This window comes from Streptomyces sp. NPDC048643, assembly GCF_040650615.1.
GTDB lineage: Bacteria > Actinomycetota > Actinomycetes > Streptomycetales > Streptomycetaceae > Streptomyces.
On sequence record NZ_JBEZHO010000030.1, the window covers coordinates 82,123 to 103,486 of the forward strand.

Consider the following 21,364-nt stretch of genomic DNA (forward strand, 5'->3'; position numbering starts at 1 on the left):
TTCACGGCCCTTTCGACTCTGCTTAGGAACCAGATCATGACAGATAACTTTGGCGTACTCGGCGGGAATGCCCACCTCACAGGTGTCGAACGAGTCGTGATTGCCCCCCTGCCCACCGAATACGGCGACTTCCAGGCCGTCGGCTACCTCGACCACGACCGGGGCGAGGAACAAGTCGTCCTCGTCTACGGCGACTTGGACGCCGTGCGGGAAGGCGATGTGCTCACCCGGCTGCATTCGGAATGCCTGACCGGTGACGCGTTCGGCTCGCAGCACTGCGAGTGCGGGCCCCAACTCGCCGCCGCACTGCGGGCGATCGTCGCCGAGGGCCGCGGTGTCCTCGTCTACCTGCGGGGCCACGAGGGCCGGGGCATCGGTCTGCTCGCCAAGCTGAAGGCGATGAAGCTCCAGGCGGAGGGCCTCGACACCGTCGAGGCCAACCTCGCCCTCGGCCTGCCGGTGGACGCCCGCGACTACGGGGTGGCGGCGCAGATGCTGCACGACCTCGGCGTACGGTCCGTGCGGCTGCTGTCGAACAACCCGCGCAAGCGCGAGTCTCTGGTGCGGCACGGCATCAAGGTCGCCGAGCAGGTGCCCCTGCTGATACCGCCGTGCGAGGACAACCTCACCTATCTGCTGACCAAGCGCGAGCGCCTCGACCACTACCTCCCGCACCTCGACGGCGACGAATGGGCGAAGGCGATCTTTTGCGGGTCGGCGAAAACGGTCATCACTGAGGAATGACACACGACGACCCAGGCCCGCTGTTCCTCTCGCGCGAGCGGGTGAGCGCGCTGCTGGACACCGACGCGGCGATCGCCTCGCAGCGCGCGGCCTTCACCGCGCTCGGTGACGGCACCGCGGAACTGCCCGGCAAGATCATGCATCCCAGCCGCTTCGACGACAGCGTGGTCTTCGCCTACCTGGCGCGGCTGTCCGCGGACACCGGGGCGGTCGCCAAGATCGGCAGCGTCAACCCGGCCAACGCGGCGGCCGGGCTGCCCACCGTCCACGCGGTCGTCACCGTGCTCGACCCGGTCACCGGCCAGGTCGTCGCCGTCCTGGACGGCACCGCGGTGACGACCCTGCGCACCGCCGCGGCCAGTGCCGTCGCCTTCGACGTCCTGGCCCGCCCCGACAGCGCGGAACTGGGCCTCCTCGGCTCCGGAACCCAGGCCCTCGCCCACGCCCGGGCCGTCGCCCTGGTGCGCGACCTGCGGTCCGTACGCCTGTGGAGCCCGCACCCCGGCCGCCGCGCCACGGCGGCGGCGCGTCTCACCGCCGAACTCGGCGTCCCGGTCGAGGCGGTCGGCTCGCCCGAGGAGGCCGTCACCGGCCTGCCGATGGTCGCCGCCTGCACCCTCAGCGCCACCCCGGTCGTCCGGGGCGCCTGGCTGACCCCCGGCTGCACGGTCGTCAGCGTCGGCTCCTTCGAACCCGGCCGCAGCGAGGTCGACGCCGAGGTGCTCCGCCGGGCCGCCGCGGTCGTCGTCGACGATCCGGCCACGGCGGCCGAACACGCCGGCCCGGTGGTGGACGCCCTGCGGGAGGGACGCCTGACCGTCGACGACCTGGTCCCGCTCGGCGCCGTCCTCACCGGCCGCCACCCCGGCCGCACGCACCCCGAGGACATCCTCTTCCACAACAGCACGGGCCTCGGGATCCAGGACGCCGCGGCGGCGTGGGCGGTGGTGCACGCCGCGGGAGCGGCGGAGCCGGGGGCCTGAGGGCGGCACGCCGCCCTGGTCCGCGGCCCCGGTCCGAGGATCCGCCGCCCGCCCTCGCGTCCCGCGGCCGACCTCGTATGATCGCCCGGCACAGGGAGTCGATCGACGGAGCCGGGCCGTGTCCCGGCGTCGTCGGTGAGGGAGGACGATGAAGACCGCGGCGCGCCCGCCGACGACCCGGACGGCGCCGCTGCGCAGCGCCGCCTTCCGCCGGTTCGTCCTCGCCAACCTGATCTCGGCGACGGGGACGGCGATGGCGCCGCTCGCCCTCGCCTACGCGGTGATCGGGGAGGGGGGCGGGGCCGGCTCGCTCGGCCTGGTGCTCGCCACGAACACCGTGCCCACGGTCGCCTTCCTGCTGGCCGGCGGGGTCCTCGCGGACCGGATGTCCCGCAGCCGGATCCTGGTGGCGGGCAACCTCGTCGCGGCGACCGCCCAAGGCGCCCTCGCCGCCGTGGTGCTTTGCGGCGCGGCCTCGACCCTCTCGATCGCCGCCTGCGGATTCCTCTCGGGCGTCGCCATGGCGTTCACCGTGCCCGCCGGTCAGGGAGTGGTGAACCAACTGGTCGCGGCCGAACACCTGCAACAGGCCAACGCGCTGGTCAGGCTGCCGAGCAACGCGGTACGGGTGCTCGGCCCGGTCGTGGGCGGACTCGTCGTCGCGCTCTGCGGACCCGGATGGGCACTGGCCTGGGACGCCGTCACCTTCCTGATCGCGGCCCTGCTGCTGCACGGACTGCGCCTGGAGACCCCCGTCAGCGTGCACAGCGCCCTGAGCGATCTGCGCGCGGGCTGGACCGGATTCCGCTCCCGGACGTGGCTGTGGACGTACACCGTGGCCGGAATGATCGTGGTCGCCGCCTGGCTGGCCGGCTTCCAGATGCTCGGGCCCCTTCTCGCGGCGGAGCTGTACTCCGGCGCCGGCTCCTGGGGCCTCGTCCAAGGCGCCTTCGCGCTGGGCCTGTTGGCGGGCGCGCTGGTCTGTCTGTGGTGGAAACCGTACCGGCTGCTCGCCGTCGCCGTGAGCACCACCTCGCTGCTCTTCCTGCCGCTGACGGCGATGGGACTCGGTCTCCCGCTGCCCGCCGTGCTGGTCGCGGCGCTGCTCGCCGGGATCGGCCTCGACGTCGCCATCGTCGCCTGGACGACCGCCTTCCAACTGCACATACCTGAGCAGGAGTTGGGTCGGGCAGGCTCCTTCAACAGCATCGGCGAGCGCCTCGCGATTCCGCTCGGCTACCTGCTCGCCGCGCTCGCCGCGGGCACCTGGTCCGACCGGGACGTCCTCCTCGTGTGCGCGGGGGTGATCGTGGCCGCCACGGTGGTCAACCTGTGTGTGCGGGACGTCTACCGCGTCAACCGGGCCGATCGACAGCCCGGTTGACGTCGAACGCCGGTCAACCCTGGACGGCCTCGTGCACCAGGCGCTTGAGCTCGGGGTAGACCGAGTGGGAGGCGGTCGGGCGGAGCTGGCTCAGGAACTGCACCGTGAGGTCGTTGCGCGGGTCCACCCAGAAAGTGGTGGTGGCGACGCCGCTCCAGCCGAACGCGCCCTCGCTGGAGGGGGACCGGGTCAGCTCCGGGTCGAGTACGACCGAGACACCGAGGCCGAAGCCGAGGCCCGCGTTGCCCGGCTCCTGGTGGAAGGGGGTGCCGACGCTACGGCGGTCGGCGTTGCCCGGCAGGTGGTTGGCCGCCATCATGTCCACGGTCTCGGGGCGCAGCAGCCGAACCCCGTCGAGTTCGCCGCGCCTGCGGAGCATCTCCGCGAAGCGGTGGTAGTCGTGGGCGCTCGCGACCATCCCGCCGCTGCCGGAGAGGAAGCGGGGCCGGCCGCGCAACGGCAGCCCGGCGATGGGCCGGATGCAGCCCTCGCCGTCCTCCCCGTACAACTGGGCCAGCCGGACGCTCTGTTCGGGGGTGACGTGGAAGCCGGCGTCCGTCATGTCGAGCGGACGGAAGATCCGCTCGTGGAGGAAGGTGTCGAGGTCCTGGCCGGACACCACCTCGATGACGCGGCCGAGGACGTTCGTGGCGACGGAGTAGTTCCATCGGGTGCCGGGCTCGAACTGCAGGGGCAGCCCCGCGTACACCTCGCACGTCCGGGCCAGGTCGGTGCCGGGCGCCACCGAGGACTCCACACCGGCGTCCCGGTACAGCGCGTCGACGGGGTGTGCGTGGTAGAAGCCGAAGGTCAGGCCGGCGGTGTGGCTGAGCAGGTGCCGGATCAGGATGGGCTGTTCGGCGGGCCGTGTGACCGTCCCGGATCCCGAACCGCTGACGTACACGCGTGGTTCGGCGAAGGCCGGGAGATGGTCGGACAGACGGTCGTCGAGTCCGAGCCGTCCCTCCTCGACCAGCGTCAGCGCGGCGACCGAGGTCACCGGCTTGGTCATGGAGTACATCCGCCACAACGTGTCGGTCTCCACCGGGAGTCCGGCCTCGCGGTCACGCCGTCCGTACGTGGTGAGGTGGGCGACCTTGCCGTGCCGGGAGACGCAGACCAGATAGCCGGGCAGATGGCCGTCGTCGACCATGTGGGTGAAGTGCTGGTCGAGTCGGGCCAGCGCCTTGGTGTCGAGGCCGACCGATCTCGGTTCGACTTCCTGTCGCAGATGTCCCATGGCTCTCCTCCGGGCTGCGCCTGTCTCGTTCATCGTCCCGTACGGGCCGAAGCCGCGTCGTCCGGGCTCCGGTGAGCGGTGCTCACGGTGTTCTTGTGCCCAGGAAGCCGCAGCGCGAGCAGTGTTCCGGCCGTGCAGATCGCCGCCAGCGTGACGAGGGGGAGGCCGACGGAGCCGGGTGTCACGGTCAGCAGCGTGGCGGCGGCCGCGATTCCGAGGACGGGGCCGACGTTCATCGCCGTCTGCTGCAGCCCGCCCGCCACGCCGGCCGATCCAGCGGACGCCTGCCGGACGACGACCGCGGTCGCGGTGACCATCACGGTGGCGAAACCGCTTCCCAGCAGCATGAAGCCCGCGCCGACGGTCACGGCGGTCGACGTCGTGTCGAGCCGGGACAGGAGCAGGACACCGGCGGTGAGGAGGAGCGTTCCGGTCAGGGTGGTCGCACGGGCGCCGAGCCTGCGCAGGAGGACGGCGGCGACGGGGGCGCCGAGCACCATCATGACGCCGCCCGGCAGGGCCCGTACACCGGTCTCCAGCGGGTCGAGAGTCAGGGTGCGCTGGAGGAAGTAGCTGGCGGTGAACAGGGTGCCGAACATGGCGGCGGACGCGGCGACCAGGATGCCGAGCGCCGCTCCGACGGTCGCCGAGCCGAGGACGTCGAGGGGCACCAGCGGGCTCGCGGCACGCCGTTCCCGGCGTACGAACGCGGCGCCGGCGACGGCCACCACGGTCAGGCCGAGCGCGGTGGCCGCCGTCCAGCCGGAGTCGGGGATCGCGACCAGGGTGTGGACCAGGGCGACCAGCGTCACCGTCAGAAGGCAGGCGCCCGGCACGTCGAGGGCGTCGGACGCGGCGGGGCCGCCGGTCCTCACGCCCGCACCTGCGCCCGCCTCCGCACCCGCGTTCCCGGCCCCGCCGGCCTCCACGGCGACCGGCGGCCGGACCGTCAGCGCCAGCACGCCCAGCACCAGCGCGGGAAGGACGTTGAGGGTGAAGACGGCCCGCCAGCCGAACTGGCCGACCAGCGCGCCGCCGAGGAGGGGTCCGGAGGCCGCGGCGACGCCGATGGCACTGGTCCGCAGCGCGATGGGCATCCCGAGCCGGTCGGGCGGATAGGCGGCCCGCAGCATGCCGAGAGTGGCCGGCTGCAGGAGCGCCCCGAAGACACCCTGCGCCACCCGGAGCGCGATCACCCAGCCGATCCCGGGAGCGAGGCCGATCCCCGCCGACGCCACGCCGAAGCCCAGCATGCCCAGGGCGAAGACGCGTTGATGGCCGTGGCGGTCCCCGAGCCGTCCGGCGAACACCAACAGCCCGGCCACCGCGATGAGATACCCGGTGCTGGTCCACTGGACCCGGGCGAACGAGGTGTGCAGATCGCGCTGGAGAGTGGGTTGCGCGACGGTGAGGACCGTGCCGTCGAGCGCGACGATCACCGCACCGACGACGCTGCTCGCCAGCGTGACCCGGCGGTGCGCGGCCGCGGTCGCCGTTCGCCGACCGGCGCCCACGGAGCGGTCCGCGCTCACCGCTCCTCCGGCCCGAGGTGCGCGTCGAGCGCGGCCCGCAGCAGCGGCGTGAACTCGGACGCGCCGGTGCTGAGTTGCAGGCTGCCCCACCCCCACAGCTGGGCGATGCCGTGCAGGTTCGCCCACAGGGCACCCGCGACGGTCGGGGCGTCGGCCTCCGGGCGCACCCGACCGACGAGGTCGACCAGCACCCCGAACAGCGGAAGGCTCGTCTCCCGCAGCCCCAACCGATCGCTCTCCAGCAGGTCGTGACGGAACATCAGCTCGTACATGCCGCGCCGGGACAGGGCGAAGTCCAGATAGACCGTCGCGAGGGCGGTGAGCCGGGTCCGCGGGTCGCCCGAGCCGTCGTCGTCCACCGCAGCGGCCCGCGCCTGGAGATCGCCGAACCCGCGCTGCGCGATGGCGGACAGCAGTTCCAGGTGGGTCGGGAAGTAGCGGCGCGGGGCACCGTGCGACACCCCCGCCCTGCGGGCGATCTCCCGCAGGGTCAGCGCCTGCGCGCCCTCTTCCGTCACCAGGTCGACGCCCACGTCGATCAGGCGCGCCCTCAGTCCGCCGGTCTCCGGATCGCTCATAGACACTGTCTACCAGGATGGAGTAGACACTGTCTACGGATGGCCGTGAACGGGACCGGGGAACGGCCGGACGGGTGGTGCGGCCCGTTGGGCGGAATGGGACGTCCGGCCCCGGGCGTTGCCACCGACATGACTGCTGAAGAGAAACGGGACGGGACGCAGGACGACCTGCTCGAACTGCTCTCCGCGTACAAGGGCGGCGTACTCGTCACCCTCAAGAAGGACGGCCGGCCCCAGTTGTCCAACGTCAGCCACGTCTACTACCCCGACGAGGGGGTCATCCGCGTCTCCCTCACCGACGACCGGGCCAAGACGCGCAACCTCCGCCGGGACCCGCGGGCCTCGTACCACGTGACCAGCGACGACCGCTGGGCGTACACGGTGGTCGAGGGCACGGCCGAGCTGACGCCCGTCGCCGCCGACCCGAACGACGAGACGGTCGAGGAGCTGATCCGCGTCTACCGTGACGTCCTCGGCGAGCACTCCGACTGGGACGACTACCGCGCGGCCATGGTCCGCGACCGCCGCCTCGTCCTACGCCTGCGCGTGGAGCGGGCCTACGGAATCCCCGCCCGCTGACCGTGTGGCGTCGCCCCGTGCCGGGCCCGCCTCCGTGCGGTGCTCGATCGCCCGCAGCACCGCGACCATGTCCAGGTCCCCGTGACCGAGTGCCACGGTCTCGGCGAAGAGGGCGTGACAGGCGTCCAGCAGGGGCGACGCCAGACCGGTGAGCCGAGCCGCCCGCGCGATCAACTCGTTGTTCTTCAGGACGTCCTGGACGGCGGCCTGCACCGCGAAGTCCCCGTCCAGCAGTTTCGGCGCCTTCATCCGGGAGACCCCGCTGGCCATCGGGCCCGCGTCCAGGACGTCCAGGAACAGGCCCCGGTCCAGGCCCTGTCGGTCGGCGAAGTGGAACGCCTCGGTCAGGCCGGTCACCAGGGTGATCAGGAACAGGTTCACCGACAGCTTCATCAGCAGGGCGTTCGGCGCCGCTCCGCACGCGAACGTCTCCTGGCACAGAGGTGCGAGCAGCGGGCGTACGTCCTCGACCGTGACCGGGTCCCCGGCGAGCATCGCCACCAGCCGTCCCGCCTCGGCGGGAACGCGCGAGCCTGAGACGGGGGCCTCGGCGTACCGGCCGCCGACGGCACGGATGTCGGCGTCGAGGGCGCGCGAGTACTCCGGTGACGTCGTGCCCATGTGGACCACGGTGCGCCCGGCGACGCGCGCCACGAATCCGTCCGTCCCGCGGGCGAGGACCGCGTCGACGGCGCCCTCGTCGGCCAGCATGAGGAAGACCGTGTCCGCCCGATCGAAGACCTCGGAGGGGCCGGCCGCCACCTCGGCCCCCTCGGCGCGCAGGGGCTCGGCCCGGGAGGCCGTGCGGTTCCAGACGACGAGGGGCACGCCCGCCCGGACTCGACCGTGCCGAGTCCGCCGACGCGACCAGGGCCGCCGCGGCCGCGGCGTTCGCGCGCTGGACCCGTCCGGTCGCCGAGGCGCTCACCGGGACGGGTGTCCCCGCCGAGCGCGCCGAACCGCTCGCGACCTTGATGATCAGCGCGCTGGAGGGCGCGCTCCTCATCGCCCGGGCCGAACGCGACGTACGCGCCCTGACCGCCGTGACCCGCGAACTGGGCCCCCTGCTCGACGCGGCACGCGGGGGAGCGGCGCCCTGACGTCCGATCGCCGACTTCTCTGCGCAGAGGCGGCATCGACGGTGTACGGCTCCGTTGCGCCCGCCCGCGACGGGAACTCCGCGCACCCCGGCCGCCCCTGAACCCGGCCGGGGTGCGCGGAGCCCCTCTCAAGGGTGCCGCAGACCAGAGCGTCGCGGGTGCTCTGATCGTCTTTCAATACCTGATGTTGCCTCAAGTGCCCTGCTGTGAAGGGCCGGTGAACGTGACGACACGGTCGGTGCCGTCGGATCAGGCGGCGACCGTGGTCGGCCGTACCGCCTCGTCCGGCGCCCGCTCGCCCAGCTGCTCGGTCGGCACCTTGTGCGTCTCTCGGGCGGTGAGCACGGCGATGACCGGCGGGACGCACAGCGCCGCGGTGAACAGGGCCACCGCCGACCAGTCGTCCCCGTCCGGACCCGCGATCCGCGCCGCGAACGTGACGGCGAACCCGGCGACCGCGAAACCGATCTGCGTGCCGATGGCCATGCCGGACAGCCGGACCCGGGTGGAGAACATCTCGCCGTAGAACGACGGCCAGACGCCGTTCGCCGCGCTGTAGACGACGCCGAACGCGAGGATGCCGAAGAGCATGACCAGTGCGTACGAGCCGGTGGAGATCGCCCACAGGTAGGCGACCATCAGGACGGCGCTGCCCGCGGCGCCGATCAGGTACACCGGACGGCGGCCGATGCGGTCCGAGAGCGTGGCCCAGGCGGGAATCGCGCCGAGCGCGACCACGTTGGCCAGCGCGCCCACCCACAGCATCTGTGTCCGGGACAGACCGACCGCGTCACTGGTGCCGTAGGCCAGCGCCCACACGGTGAAGATCGTGCTGACCGACGCGATCAGCGCACCGGCGACCACCCGCAGCACGTCCGCCCAGTGGTCGTGGAAGAGTACGCCGAGCGGCAGCTTCACGACGCCCTCCGTCGCCGCCTGCCGGGTGAAGGCCGGGGTCTCCTGGAGGGTGCGGCGGATGACGTAGCCGACCACGGCGACCGCGACGCTCGCCCAGAACGGGACGCGCCAGCCCCACGAGAGCAACTGGTCCTCGGGCAGCGCGGCGATCGGCAGGAAGACGAGGGTCGCGAGGAGCTGGCCGCCCTGGGTGCCGCTGAGGGTGAAGCTGGTGAAGAAGCCGCGCCGGTCCGGCGGTGCGTGTTCCAGCGTCATCGAGTTGGCGCTGGCCTGCTCGCCGGCCGCCGAGACGCCCTGGAGGACCCGGCACAGGACGAGCAGCACCGGGGCGAGGCCGCCGACCTGGTCGCGCGTCGGCAGGCAGCCGATGAGGAACGTCGAGAGCCCCATCAGGATCAGCGTGAAGACCATGATCTTCTTGCGGCCGACGCGGTCCCCGAAGTGGCCGAGGAACAGCGCGCCGACGGGCCGGGCCGCGTAGGCGACCCCGAAGGTGGCGAGCGACAGGAGGGTCGCGTTGGCGGGGTCCGAGTCGTCGAAGAAGACCTTCGGGAAGATCAGGGCCGCGGCGCTGCCGTAGATGAAGAAGTCGTAGTACTCCAGGGCGCTGCCGATCCAGGCGGCCGTCGCGGCCTTCTTCGGCTGGCCCGGTGGCGCGGTGAGCGGGGTGGCGGGGTCGGACACGGCTGCTCCTTCGGGGAACTCCGGGGACGGGAGTGCGGCGGTGCCAGGGGAGGGGTGCCGAGACCCTGGGGGTGTACGGGTCGGCCGTGCCGGGAGCGGGACCGTGTGGCGCCCGCGCATCCGGCTAATTAACCCACTGGATAGTTAGTAGCGACTGGCTACGGATGCTGCGCCCACGTCTCCCGGGTGTCAAGAGGTCGCGCCGAAGGATCTCCCCGCGCTCGGCGGGCCGTTCAGCCGGCCGCGCGGTCGGCGGTGAGGTAGGCGATGACCATGTCGCCGAGCATCGCCCGGTAGTGGTCCCGCTGGTCGGGGGCGACCAGGTCGCGGCCGAACAGGGCGCCGAACGTGTGCCGGTTGGAGACCCGGAAGAAGCAGAAGGAGCTGATCATCGCGTGCAGGTCCACGGCGTCGACCTCGGCCGTGAACAGCCCCGACGCGCGGCCGGTCGCCAGGATCCGGCCGATCACGTCCAGGGCGGGTGAGCCGATGCTGCCCAACTCGTCGGAGGCGACGATGTGTTCGGCCTCGTGGATGTTCTCGATGCTCACCAGGCGGATGAAGTCGGGGTGCGCCTCGTGGTGGTCGAAGGTCAGCTCGGCGAGTCTGCGGATGGCCGCGACCGGGTCCAGATGCTCGACGTCCAGCTTCTGTTCGGCCTGCCGGATGACCGTGTACGCCCGCTCCAGGACCGCCGTGAAGAGCTGCTCCTTGCCGCCGAAGTAGTAGTAGATCATCCGCTTCGTGGTGCGGGTGCGGGCGGCGATCTCGTCGACCCGGGCGCCCGCGAAGCCGGCGCGGGAGAACTCCTGGGTCGCCACGTCGAGAATCTCGGCCCTGGTGCGGGCGGCGTCGCGGATGCGCCCGCCGGGTCGTGCCGGTTCTTCGACGCTGGTCATCGGGTTCCTTCGGGCGAGACGGTCGGTGCCCGCGATTCTAGAAGCAGGGTGCGGCGGAGCGAGGGCGCGCGGTCCCCTCCCGCCGCCTCCCTTCCCATCGGACGGAGGGCTTGATATGACTAACGAACAAGTTCGTACATTAACTGCCGCCAGTCGTCCGCGCCCCCGGAGGCCCGCCGTGTCCCAGACCTCGTATCTCGTCGGCCTGATCGGCTCGGGGATCGGCCCCTCGCTCAGCCCGGCGCTGCACGAGCGCGAGGCCGACCGTCGGGGACTGCGCTGTCTGTACCGGCTGATCGACATCGACCGGCTCGGCGTCGCGCCGGAGGCGGTCGGCGATCTCGTACGCGCCGCACGCGACCTCGGCTTCGACGGGCTGAACATCACCCACCCCTGCAAGCAGCTCGTCATCGGACACCTCGACGACCTCACCCCGCAGGCGGCGGCGCTCGGCGCGGTCAACACCGTCGTCTTCGAGGACGGCCGGGCGATCGGCCACAACACGGACGTCACGGGCTTCGCCGCGTCCTTCGCCCGCGGCCTGCCCGAGGTGTCCCTGGAGCGGGTCGTCCAACTGGGCGCGGGCGGCGCGGGCGCCGCCGTCGCCCACGCGGTGCTCACCCTCGGCGCGGGCCACGTCACCGTCGTCGACGCGCTGCCCGACCGCGCCGCCGAGCTCGCCGCCGCGCTGCGACGGCACTTCGGCACCGGCCGGGCCGCCGCCGCGACAGCGGACACGCTCGCCCCGCTCCTCGACCGTGCCGACGGCATCGTGCACGCCACGCCCACCGGCATGGCCGCGCACCCCGGACTCCCGTTCCCGGCACGGTTGCTGCGCCCCGGGCTGTGGGTCGCGGAGGTGGTCTACCGGCCGCTGGAGACCGAGCTGGTGCGGGCCGCCCGCGCGGCCGGCTGCGCGACCCTCGACGGAGGCGGCATGGCCGCCTTCCAGGCCGCGGACGCCTTCCGGCTCTTCACCGGACGCGAGCCCGACCCGGCCCGGATGCTCGCGGACATCGCCGAACTGGCGGCCTCCCCGGTGCCCTCGGCAACGACCGCGTGACGGCAGGCCGCGCCACGACGCCCCCGACCGCCTCGGGGCACCCGGCCGTCCTCGGCCACCCCGACTGTCCGGCCACCCCGACTTCCCCGGCTACGGAAGGAAGCAGCGTGCGTACGTCCATCGCCACCGTGTCCCTCAGCGGTTCCCTGACCGAGAAGCTCACCGCCGCCGCCCGCGCGGGGTTCGACGGCGTGGAGATCTTCGAGAACGACCTGCTCGCGAGCACCCTCACCCCCGAGGAGATCCGGGACCGCACCGCCGACCTCGGTCTGACCATCGACCTGTACCAGCCGATGCGCGACGTCGAGGCCCTCCCCGAGCCGGAGTTCGCGCGCTCGCTGCGCCGGGCACGCCACAAGTTCGCTCTCATGCGACGTCTGGGCGCCGACACCGTGCTGGTGTGCTCCAGCGTCTCGCCCCTCGCCGTCGACGACGACGCGCTCGCGGCGGAACAACTGCACCGACTGGCCCGCCTCGCCGCGGACTTCGGCATCAGGGTGGCGTACGAGGCGCTCGCCTGGGGGCGGCACGTGAACACGTACGACCATGCCTGGACCGTCGTCGAGAGTGCCGGGCATCCGGCCCTCGGCACCTGCCTGGACAGCTTCCACATCCTGGCGCGCGGCTCCGACCCCAAGGGGATCGAGGACATCCCCGGGGACCGGATCTTCTTCCTCCAGCTGGCCGACGCCCCGCTGATGGCGATGGACGTCCTCCAGTGGAGCCGTCACTACCGCTGCTTCCCCGGGCAGGGCGGCTTCGACCTCTCCGGTCTGCTGGCGCACGTCCTGCGCGCCGGCTACCGGGGCCCCTTGTCGCTGGAGGTCTTCAACGACGTGTTCCGGCAGGCCGCGGCGGGGCCGACCGCCGTCGACGCCCGCCGTTCCCTCCTCGTCCTCCAGGAACGGACGCGGCCGGCTCTGCCCGCCGGGGTGGACCTCGCCGCGCCGCCCGCCCCGGTCGTGCCGACCGGCGTCGCCTTCGCCGAACTCGTCACGCCCGACGTCGTCCCCGTCGCCGGGCTCCTCGGCGCGCTCGGCTTCACCCGCACCGCCCGGCACCGCGGCAAGCCGGTCGACCTCTGGCAGCAGGGCGGGGCCCGCGTCCTCGTCAACACCGGTCCGGCCGCGGCCCGGGACGGCACGGCCCTCGCCGCGATCGGCCTGGAGTCGCCCGACCCGGCCGGCGCGGCCCGTCGCGCCGAGGCACTCCTCGCGCCCGTACTGCCGCGCCGCCGGGCGCTCCACGACGCCGCGCTCGACGCCGTCGCCGCGCCCGACGGCACGGAGGTCTTCTTCTGCGCCCCCACCGGATCCCCGGCAGTCTCCGGCCCGCGAGCGGCCTGCGCCGGTCCCGAACTCCGCCGGTGGACGGACGACTTCGAGCCGGTCGACACCGGCGCACCGGCCGCGCGCCCGGCCGGCCCTGGCTCCGTGAGCCGGATCGACCACCTCGCGCTCACCCAGCCCTGGCACCAGTTCGACGAGGCAGCCCTCTTCCACCACGGTGTGCTCGGCCTGACCGGCCAGGAGAGCGTGGACGTCGCCGACCCCTACGGACTGCACCGCAGCCGCGCCGTCACCAACGCCGACGGGAGCGTCCGGATCGCCCTCGGGGTCGGCCCCGCCCCCACGGACGACGGCGCCCGCGTCCAGCACATCGCCCTCGCCACCGACGACGTGGCCGAAGCCGCCCGGCGTTTCCGCGCGGCCGGCGGCCGACTGCTGCCCATCCCCGCCAACTACCACGACGACCTGGCCGCGCGGCACGATCTCGACGCGGAGGAACTGGCCGTCCTGCGCGACCTCGGCATCCTCTACGACCGGGACGCCCACGGGGAGTTCAGGCACTGCTACACGGAGACGATCGGCCGGGTCTTCTTCGAACTCGTGCAACGCGACGGCGGATACCGGGGTTACGGAGCGCAGAACGCCCCGGTGCGTCTCGCCGCACAGCACGCGGCGGGACGCCCGGGGCGCTGACGCGCGCTGCTACCGGAGCAGACGCAGGGTGAACCCGCGGTCCAGCGTCAGCCGGGGTGTGCTCACCGTGGTCACCCCGGTGCCGCTGTCGTGCGACCACGACGTGCGGGGCAGCGGGCGTCCGTCGAGGAGTACCTGCCGGGGCGCCGACTCGCCGTGCACGGTGAAGCGGTACGCGCGGGAGGCGGGCTTGGCCTGGTAACTCCCCTTGCTCGCGCCGACGTCGACAGTCGTCGCGGTCCGTCCGGCGGCGACCGTGACACGCTGGGTCGCCGAGGCGCCCTCGGTGAAGTGCCGGGTCACGCCGTCGTCCTCGTACAGCGTGTAACCGCTGTCGCCCTGCGGGTACAGGTCCCAGTCCAGTTGGTGCCGGTCACGGGTCTTCCAACTCGTCGTCCCCTTCGGCCACATGGGGACGATCGAGCCGCCCTTCACGAAGAGGGGAAGGGTGTCGAGCGGTGCGTGGTAGCCGTTGACGGTGGTCGGGCCCTTGTAGACGCGGCCCGTCCAGTAGTCCGTCCAGGTGCCCTTGGGCAGATAGATGTCGTCCCGGGTGTCGGAGTCCTCGTAGACGGGCGCGACCAGGAAGTCGGAGCCCGCGAGGAACTCGTACTTCGCGTCGGCCCCGAGGGTCTTCGGGTCGTCCGGGTACTCCAGCCAGAGCGGGCGTACGGCACCGACGCCCGACCTCGCCGCCTCGGCGGAGAGCGTGTACATGTAGGGGAGCAGTCGCTCCTTCAGCTGGAGGTACGTGCGGTTGATGGAGGTGTAGGGCTCCCCGTCCAGCCAGGGCTGCTGGTCGGCCGGTTTGCCGGTGGTGATGTCCGAGGCCCAGCCGTCCATGGTCATGACGGCCGGCAGGAACGCCTTCCACTGGAGGTCCCGCGCGTACATCTCCGGGTCGTGGCCGTAGATGGAGCCCACGTCGCCGGTGTTGTACGCGATGCCCGACATCGTGGCCCCGGCGTAGGTGGGGATCTGCCAGCGGATGTAGTCCCAGGACAGCTTCTGGTCGCCGCTCCACAGGACGCCGCAGCGCTGGGCGCCGGCCCAGGACACCGGCAGCCAGACGAACCCACGGGCGTCGCTGTTGTCCTCGATCCCGGCCTTCGCCCGGTCGCAGGCGTCGAGCGCGAAGCCGTAGCCGTTGCCGACCCAGGCCACGTCGAGTTTCGCCACCCGCTGGCCCGCCTTCACCTGCTCGGCGAGCTTGTCGATGCCGTCCTGGGTCCACAGTCCCAGCTGGGCGTTGTGGTCGTTCAGGCCCTTGGCGGTCTGGTCGAGGTTCTCGTAGCCGCAGCCGTACCCGTCGTTGACGAGCATCCAGCCGAGCGGCATGTCGTGCTCGGTGTAGCCGTCGGCGACCTTCAGGGCGTCGAGGGTGTGCCGCTCGCCGCGGTTGGCGTTGTGCAGATAGCAGTCGGAGTCGCCGGGTTCGAGGCCGTACACCGGCGGCATGAACGGCTTGCCCACCAGGGCGGAGTACTTGCCGATGACCTTCTTGGCGTTCCCGAGGAAGTAGTAGGCGTCCAGGCGCCGTTCCTGCTGCCCGGTGCGCACCGGTGAGCCGAAGTCGTACACGCCCGGCGCGAAGGTGTTGCGGTAGACGCCGTACCCCGCGCTGGACAGGTAGAAGGGCTGCGAGTTGTTGTAACCGCCCTCGTTCCAGTTGAAGTTGTTCGCCACGTATATGGTCCGATCGCGGTGGGCGAAGGAGCCGTTCTGTTCGCCGCCGCCGAAGAACTGCTCGTCCGCGCCCCGCGCCAGGCTCTGCCGCATCCCGCTGGTGGACCAGCGCAGCGGCTTGTCCTCCTGCCAGATCCGGGTGTGGTTGTCGGGTGTGTAGAGTCCGAAGCGCAGGGGGTTCTTGTACACGCGCAGGACGGCGTCGGGGGACCGGATGCCGTAGTACGCGCCCGCGTCGAACGACGTCGTGCGGGTCTGCCGGGCGGGCTGCTCGCGGACGATCGCGCTGCCGGCGGGGTCGCTGAACGTGCCGGACGGGTCGGCCCGCAGCCGGAGTTGACCGTTAGCCAGGAAGTCGGCCCGGGCCTTCAGGTCACCGGCGGCGACGGTGTAACTGCCGTGGTCGCCGCCGAAGGAGGTCAGGTCGCCCGCGTCCGTGGTCAGGGGCAGATAGACCTTCCCGGTGTACCCGCCGTCGTGCACGTCGTACGGCACGACCAGCACGTGATACGCCCCCGACGCGTTCGGGATCACGGTGGCCTCGGGGTCGGCGGTGCCCGCGCTGGAGGCGACCTCCTTGCCCGTGTCGTCGTACACGTACAGGTCGAAGTCGTCGGTGGGGTGCTGCCACTCGATGGAGATCGGCACCCCGCCCTCGGGGTTGTCGGCCCAATACCCCTCGGGTACCTCGACGTTCACGTCGAAACGGTCGCAGACCTTGCTGTCGGGGTCCTCGGCGGCCGGCGGACAGTCCTCGGTGCCGCCGGAGGTGCCCTTCGGGTAGACGGGACTCTGCCAGGTGACGCTCTGGTGGGTGGCGTCGAGGACGGCACTCGCCGGGGTCGCCGCGAGCGCCGGTCCCGCGGGCGCGGTGAGCAGGGTGACGGCCAGGGCGGTGGCCAGCCCCGCCACGGCCCAGGAACGGTGTCGGAGTCTTCGCACGGTACGCATCTCCACTCGACGGATTCGAACCAGGTGCTGCACCGGCCTCAAGAGCCCGATGCTTGCTCATGCTTGAACAGTCGTGATTCCGCGCAACTTCGAGCATGAAGGGTCACAGGCTTTGCGGAAGCTGTCAACGGTGTGATCGCGAACCCGGAACGGGCGTACGGGAGCGAAGCGGGGCGATCCGTGAGCCGTTGCACGAATGGACCGTCGGCTGCTTCCGGGGGAGTTCGCCACCCCGGACACGGCTCATCAAAAGCCGCGCATTACCGACCGGTTGACGTGGAAAGGGCAACGGTCACCGCTATCATCGCAGCACCCGCGGAGCGACCCTCCGCATCCGCGGTGTGACCCTCTGCCCGATGACGGCGCTGGTGCGGCATCGGCCTTCACACCCCCCACTCGCACGGCGCTGCCCGGCGTGCCCACCGACGCGTCGTGCAGCACGGAAAGCAGCACGACCATGAGCAAGAACAGGGGAAGAGGGCTTCAGGCCAACGCCCTCGGGACCTTCGACACGATCGTGATGGCGGTGGCGGGCAGTGCCCCCGCGTACTCGCTCGCCGCCACCACCGCCGTCCTCCTGGGCGCGGTCGGCCTCGCCGGTCCCGCCGCGCTCCTGTACTGCGCGATACCCATGCTGGGCATCGCCCTGGCCTTCAGTTACCTCGGCCGGATCGACGTCAACGCAGGTGCCGGCTACTCCTGGGTCGGCCGCACGCTGCACCCCTTCCTCGGCTTCATCAGCGGCTGGGCCCTGGTCGTCTCCGCCACCATCTTCATGGTCGCGGGCTCGCTGCCCGCCGGCTCGATGACCCTCGCCCTCGTCGACCCGGATCTCGCCGACGACACCGCCCTGTCCACTGTCGTCGGCGCGGCCTGGTTCCTCGTCATGCTGTTCGTCGTCCTCGGCGGCGCCCGGCTGACCGTGCGCGCCCAACTGGTCATGTCCGGCGTGGAACTGGCCGTCCTCGCCGCCTTCGCCGTGGGCGCCCTGCTGCACGACGACAACGCCCGCGCCTTCTCGTGGTCCTGGCTCGGCCTCGGCCAGTTCGACGGCGTGAGCGGCTTCGCGTCCGGCGCGCTCATCGCCGCCTTCTACTACTGGGGCTGGGACGTCACCAGCAACCTCAGCGAGGAGACGAGGAACAGCCGCCGCACCACCGGACTCGCCGGCCTGATCGGCGTCGGCATCGTCTTCCTGCTCTTCGAGGTCTTCACCATCGCGGTGAACGTCATCCTCACCGACCGGCAGATCCAGGACAACGGCGCCAACGTGCTCGGCGCCCTCGGCGAGGAGATCTGGCCCGGCTGGGGCGGAAAACTCATCGTGGTGGCCGTGATGCTCTCCACCATCGCCACCCTGGAGACCACCCTCATCCAGGTCACCCGCTCGCTGTTCGCGATGGGCCGCGACCGGACGATGCCGAGCGCGCTCGGCCGGGTGCACCGCCGTTGGAACACCCCGTGGGTGGCGATCGTCGTCGTCGGCGCCGTCGCCCTCGCCCTGTTCGTGACCGCCAACGCCCTCGGCTCGGTCGGCGACATCCTCGCCGACGCCATCGCCGCCATCGGCCTGCAGATCGCCGTCTACTACGGCCTGGCCGGCCTCGCCGCCGTCGTCGCCTACCGCAAGACGCTGCTGAAGTCCCCGGCCAACTTCCTCTTCGGCGGCCTCTGGCCGCTCGTCGGTGCCGCGTTCATGTTCTGGGTCTTCGTCGAGTCGCTCGGCGACCTCAGCGCCGCGTCCATCGCGATCGGTATCGGAGGCATCGCCGCCGGACTGCTCCCCATGCTCTGGTACTGGGGGCAGGGCAGCGACTACTACCGGCCCGCGAAGCTGGACGCCACCCACGTCGTCGAGGCCGAGTACATCCCCGACGGTCATGCCGAGGCGACGGTCGCCGCCGCAACCCGCGTCCACGAGGGTCTGCCCACCGACTTCTGAGGGGGCTTTTCGATGGCGGGAGACCGCTTCACGCCCGATGTCGACCCCGACTGCGGCGACGCGCCCCTCACCTCGGCGCGCCAGGACATCGTCATCGGCCGCTGGCAGGGACTGCGCGAACTCCTGCGCGCCACCGGCGACGACTGGGCGACGCGCAGCCACCGCGTCCGGCTGCTCGCCCCGGCCTGCGCGGGCAACTCGACGGCCGAGTCCTGGCTCGCCGCCGAACCGCACAGCGCCGACGCCCTGGTCCTGCGGGCCGCGACCGACGTGACCCGGGCCTTCAACCTGGCGATCGCGGCGGGACGCGGGGTCCCCATCGACGGGCAACGCGTCGACAGGGCGGTGCTGGCCTGTCTGCGCGCCGCCGAGGCCCACCCGCGGGACCCCACGCCATGGATCTTCCTCGTCTCGGTCGCGCGGCTCTACCCTTGCGGCGTGCGGCGCGGGGAACTCGGCCGCTGGTGGGACGAGTTGCACGGGCGGGATCCGTACAGCATGGAGGGGCACCTGCAGATCCTGCACTACTACTCCGCTCGCTGGCACGGCAGCCACGGCCTGATGTACGACTTCGCGCGGGACGCCGCGGGGGTCGCACCGGCGGGCTGCGTGCTGCCCGTGCTGGTGCAGTACGCCCGCGTCGAGGAGTACCGCTGTGTCCTCGACGCGGCCAGGGGTCGACGGGACGCCGTCGTCGGCATGGTCCGGCACTGGAGTCACGACGCCGCCGTCAACGACGTACGGCGCACCTGGCAGCGCTGGATCGGCGCGCGCCCGGAGGGGCCACCGGCACCGGTGGAGCTGCGCGACCTCAACCACCTGGCCCACGCGGCCTGTTACGCCGACACGACGGACACGGTGGACATCGCGGCCGACCTGTTCCGGATCATCGGGCGGCGCGTCACCCGGACGCCGTGGTCCGCCACCGGCGACGCGGAGAAGGAGTTCGTGAAGTGGGGCAGGCGTTCCGCCCGCGGAGAGGCGCGCTGAACGAGTCGACCGCCGACCGCGCCGCTGGAAGCCGAACCGGCCCCGCGCGCGGCCGAGTTCGCCGAAGGGAGTGCGGCGACGGGACGCGGCGTCGAGGTGTTCCGTGCCGGGGGTGGCCGCGCGTCCGTGATGTGGACCGGTCCTTGTCCACGCACGCCCGCTCCTGCCAAGATCCGTGACCATGACAGCTGCTGCGGGAATCGGGTGCACGTCCGTTGTGCTCGTGGCCCGTCGCCATGTCGACCAGTGCCGGCAGTCCAGCGCGCTGTGTCGCTGACGTAGCCGTCCCACCCGGTCGCAGGGCCTTCCGAGCGGGATCACCGCTCCGCCGCGCCTGCCGCCGCCCTCGACGCCGTCCCGTCACCCCTGACCGACCGACTCGTCCCTGACCCGCGTCCCGTACGGACCGCTCCGCCCGTCCCTCGGCGGGACCGGTCCGTCCGGTACGGCGTCCCGGTGCCCGGGGGCGATCCTTCCCGGCGTCCGTCCGCCGCCGGTCCACGCCGGGCGCCGCACGCCCTCCTCACCCGAAAGGGACCCCGCCATGCCGCGTTCCCCGCTGTTCCCGCGCGCCGCCGTGCTCGGAGCCGCCTGCCTGCTCGCGCTCGTGACCGCCGCGCCGACGGCCGCGGCCGACCCGGCCTTCGGCCCGCTGCCGCCGCACAACCCCTACACGGGGCCCCAGGGCACCGCGACCATGCACGGCGACACCGGCTCCTCCGACGCCACCCCGCTCCCCGGCCCGGGCGCCGGTTCCCTCACGTCCCGGCGTGTCGCCCTCCAGTCCGCCTGCCCCACCGTCCTCGTCGGCTCCGACGGCTATCCGGTCGCCCTGTGCACCCCGATCCTCGGGCAGGTCCCCACCGTCCATCTGCTCGACCCCGGGACGGGGGAGTCCCTCGCGGAACTCCCCATCGCCAAGGGCTCGTTGCTGGGCGGGGTCTACGCATACCTCGACGACCAGGACCAGTTGGTCGCGGTGGACGGCGACCGCACCCTGCTGCGGATCGCCCACCGCCGGACCGCCACGGGCGGCTGGGAGCTGTACGTCGCCCGTTCGCTTTCGCTCAGGCAGGCCGTGCCCGACGGGGACGCGGTCACCGGTCTCTCGCCGGACTGGCAGGGCCGCGTCTGGTTCGCCACCGGCGGCGGTGTGGTCGGCACCGCCGACGACCGCACGGGTACCGTCCAGGCGCTGTCGCTGCCGGCGGGGGAACGCGTCGACAACTCGATCTCGACCGCCCCGGCCGGCGCGGCGGTCGCCACCACCCACGCCACCTATCTGCTGACCGCCGCCGAGGACGGGACACCGAGCGTCGCCTGGCGACGGCCGTACGACCGCGGCCCCGCGCGCAAGCCCGGCCAGCTCAGCCGGGGCACCGGCTCCACCCCCACCTTCTTCGGCCCCGGCACCGGCACCGACTACGTCACCGTCGTCGACAACGCGGCACCCACCGAGAACCTGCTCGTCTACCGGACCGACACCGGCGCGCAGATCTGCTCGGTGCCCGTCCTGAAGGCCGGCGGCAGCGGCAGCGAGAACTCCCCGATCGGCGTGGGCAGTTCGGTCTTCGTGGCCGGCACCTACGGATACCCGTACCCCGCGCTGCCGGACGACGCCGGCACCTCCAGCCCGGCCTCCGCCGACTTCAAGGGCGGCCTCAGCCGGGTCGACGTCCGCGCGGACGGCTCGGGCTGTGACCTGAAGTGGGACAACACCGTCCGCTCGTCGGCCGTTCCCCGGCTGTCGACCGCGGACGGACTCATCCACACGATCGTCCGCACCCCGGTCGTCCCGTTCACGAACACGACGTCGATCCTCGACTCGTTCCACTACGCCGAGATCGACCCGGCGACCGGCCGGACCGTCCGCACCCGCTACCTCGGCACCAGCTCCCTGTTCGACACCCTCCAGATGGTCGGCTCGATCGCGCCGGGCGGGGTGATCTACCAGGGCACCATCACCGGCGTCGTACGCATCGCGAACGGCTGACGAAAGGGGCCGCCTGGTCCGCCCGAACGGGCGCAGCCTGAACACCCGACGGGGTTCGGGCGCCGCATCCCGTGTTACGTTCGCGCCATGGCCGATTCCGTCGTACTCGATCCGGT

At 72.3% G+C, this 21,364-nt stretch carries 15 protein-coding genes and 2 pseudogenes; 10 read left to right on the top strand and 7 right to left on the bottom strand.

The window, feature by feature from the left end:
• Positions 1-36: 36 nt before the first annotated feature.
• From ribA to AB0C62_RS26665, 3 genes are all read left to right on the top strand, one after another.
• Entirely contained in the window at positions 37-744 is a 708-nt protein-coding gene (gene ribA, locus AB0C62_RS26655) for a GTP cyclohydrolase II (protein WP_362977214.1), read from the top strand.
• Positions 741-1,727: an ornithine cyclodeaminase family protein gene (locus AB0C62_RS26660; protein ID WP_362977216.1), complete on the top strand. Its 987-nt coding sequence runs from the start codon at positions 741-743 to the stop codon at positions 1,725-1,727. Before ribA ends, AB0C62_RS26660 begins: the two co-directional genes overlap by 4 nt.
• 148 nt (positions 1,728-1,875) lie before the next feature.
• Complete coding sequence (locus AB0C62_RS26665) at positions 1,876-3,111, top strand: MFS transporter (RefSeq protein WP_362977218.1); 1,236 nt, start codon at positions 1,876-1,878, stop codon at positions 3,109-3,111.
• A 13-nt stretch (positions 3,112-3,124) separates the two neighbouring features.
• Here the strand turns inward: AB0C62_RS26665 and AB0C62_RS26670 are convergent, their stop codons facing one another.
• Genes AB0C62_RS26670 through AB0C62_RS26680 form a run of 3 tightly spaced genes read right to left on the bottom strand, consistent with a single transcriptional unit; the run spans position 3,125 to position 6,461 of the window.
• A complete protein-coding gene (locus tag AB0C62_RS26670; protein ID WP_362977220.1) occupies positions 3,125-4,351 on the bottom strand; it encodes a serine hydrolase domain-containing protein in 1,227 nt (408 codons plus the stop codon).
• A 29-nt stretch (positions 4,352-4,380) separates the two neighbouring features.
• Positions 4,381-5,883, bottom strand: coding sequence for an MFS transporter (locus AB0C62_RS26675; protein ID WP_362977222.1), 1,503 nt, complete (start codon positions 5,881-5,883; stop codon positions 4,381-4,383).
• Positions 5,880-6,461 carry a TetR/AcrR family transcriptional regulator gene (locus tag AB0C62_RS26680; protein ID WP_362977224.1) on the bottom strand — a complete coding sequence of 194 codons (582 nt, stop codon included), beginning with the start codon at positions 6,459-6,461 and terminating at the stop codon, positions 5,880-5,882. Before AB0C62_RS26680 ends, AB0C62_RS26675 begins: the two co-directional genes overlap by 4 nt.
• A 129-nt stretch (positions 6,462-6,590) precedes the next feature.
• On the opposite strand from AB0C62_RS26680, the gene AB0C62_RS26685 reads away from it, so the two are divergent.
• Positions 6,591-7,040 carry a PPOX class F420-dependent oxidoreductase gene (locus AB0C62_RS26685; protein WP_362977226.1) on the top strand — a complete coding sequence of 150 codons (450 nt, stop codon included), beginning with the start codon at positions 6,591-6,593 and terminating at the stop codon, positions 7,038-7,040.
• Here AB0C62_RS26685 and AB0C62_RS26690 read toward each other — a convergent pair.
• On the bottom strand, positions 6,996-7,868 hold the full coding sequence (locus tag AB0C62_RS26690; protein WP_362977228.1) for an NAD(P)-dependent oxidoreductase: 873 nt from the start codon (positions 7,866-7,868) through the stop codon (positions 6,996-6,998). The genes AB0C62_RS26685 and AB0C62_RS26690 overlap by 45 nt on opposite strands.
• An 11-nt stretch (positions 7,869-7,879) precedes the next feature.
• On the opposite strand from AB0C62_RS26690, the pseudogene AB0C62_RS26695 reads away from it, so the two are divergent.
• Positions 7,880-8,140: pseudogene (locus AB0C62_RS26695) on the top strand (TetR/AcrR family transcriptional regulator); the annotation flags it as partial.
• Between the two features lie 249 nt (positions 8,141-8,389).
• Here AB0C62_RS26695 and AB0C62_RS26700 read toward each other — a convergent pair.
• On the bottom strand, positions 8,390-9,742 hold the full coding sequence (locus AB0C62_RS26700) for an MFS transporter (protein ID WP_362977230.1): 1,353 nt from the start codon (positions 9,740-9,742) through the stop codon (positions 8,390-8,392).
• 233 nt (positions 9,743-9,975) lie between these two features.
• The gene (locus tag AB0C62_RS26705) at positions 9,976-10,641 is read right to left on the bottom strand and encodes a TetR family transcriptional regulator (protein WP_362977232.1); all 666 of its coding nucleotides are present in this window, start codon (positions 10,639-10,641) and stop codon (positions 9,976-9,978) included.
• A 178-nt stretch (positions 10,642-10,819) separates the two neighbouring features.
• Between AB0C62_RS26705 and AB0C62_RS26710 the strand changes: the two genes are divergently transcribed.
• Together AB0C62_RS26710 and AB0C62_RS26715 are read left to right on the top strand one after the other, a co-directional pair.
• Complete coding sequence (locus tag AB0C62_RS26710) at positions 10,820-11,704, top strand: shikimate dehydrogenase (protein ID WP_362977234.1); 885 nt, start codon at positions 10,820-10,822, stop codon at positions 11,702-11,704.
• A gap of 107 nt (positions 11,705-11,811) precedes the next feature.
• On the top strand, positions 11,812-13,686 hold the full coding sequence (locus AB0C62_RS26715) for a TIM barrel protein (RefSeq protein ID WP_362977236.1): 1,875 nt from the start codon (positions 11,812-11,814) through the stop codon (positions 13,684-13,686).
• Positions 13,687-13,785: 99 nt separating this feature from the next.
• Here AB0C62_RS26715 and AB0C62_RS26720 read toward each other — a convergent pair.
• Positions 13,786-15,822, bottom strand: a pseudogene (locus AB0C62_RS26720) (TIM-barrel domain-containing protein); the annotation flags it as partial.
• Between the two features lie 958 nt (positions 15,823-16,780).
• Between AB0C62_RS26720 and AB0C62_RS26725 the strand changes: the two are divergent.
• The 3 genes from AB0C62_RS26725 (at position 16,781) to AB0C62_RS26735 (ending at position 21,248) form a co-directional block, all read left to right on the top strand.
• Positions 16,781-18,265, top strand: coding sequence for an APC family permease (locus tag AB0C62_RS26725; protein ID WP_362977238.1), 1,485 nt, complete (start codon positions 16,781-16,783; stop codon positions 18,263-18,265).
• 12 nt (positions 18,266-18,277) lie between these two features.
• On the top strand, positions 18,278-19,255 hold the full coding sequence (locus AB0C62_RS26730; RefSeq protein ID WP_362977240.1) for a hypothetical protein: 978 nt from the start codon (positions 18,278-18,280) through the stop codon (positions 19,253-19,255).
• 544 nt (positions 19,256-19,799) lie between these two features.
• Positions 19,800-21,248, top strand: coding sequence for a hypothetical protein (locus AB0C62_RS26735; protein ID WP_362977242.1), 1,449 nt, complete (start codon positions 19,800-19,802; stop codon positions 21,246-21,248).
• The last annotated feature ends 116 nt before the right edge of the window (positions 21,249-21,364 follow it).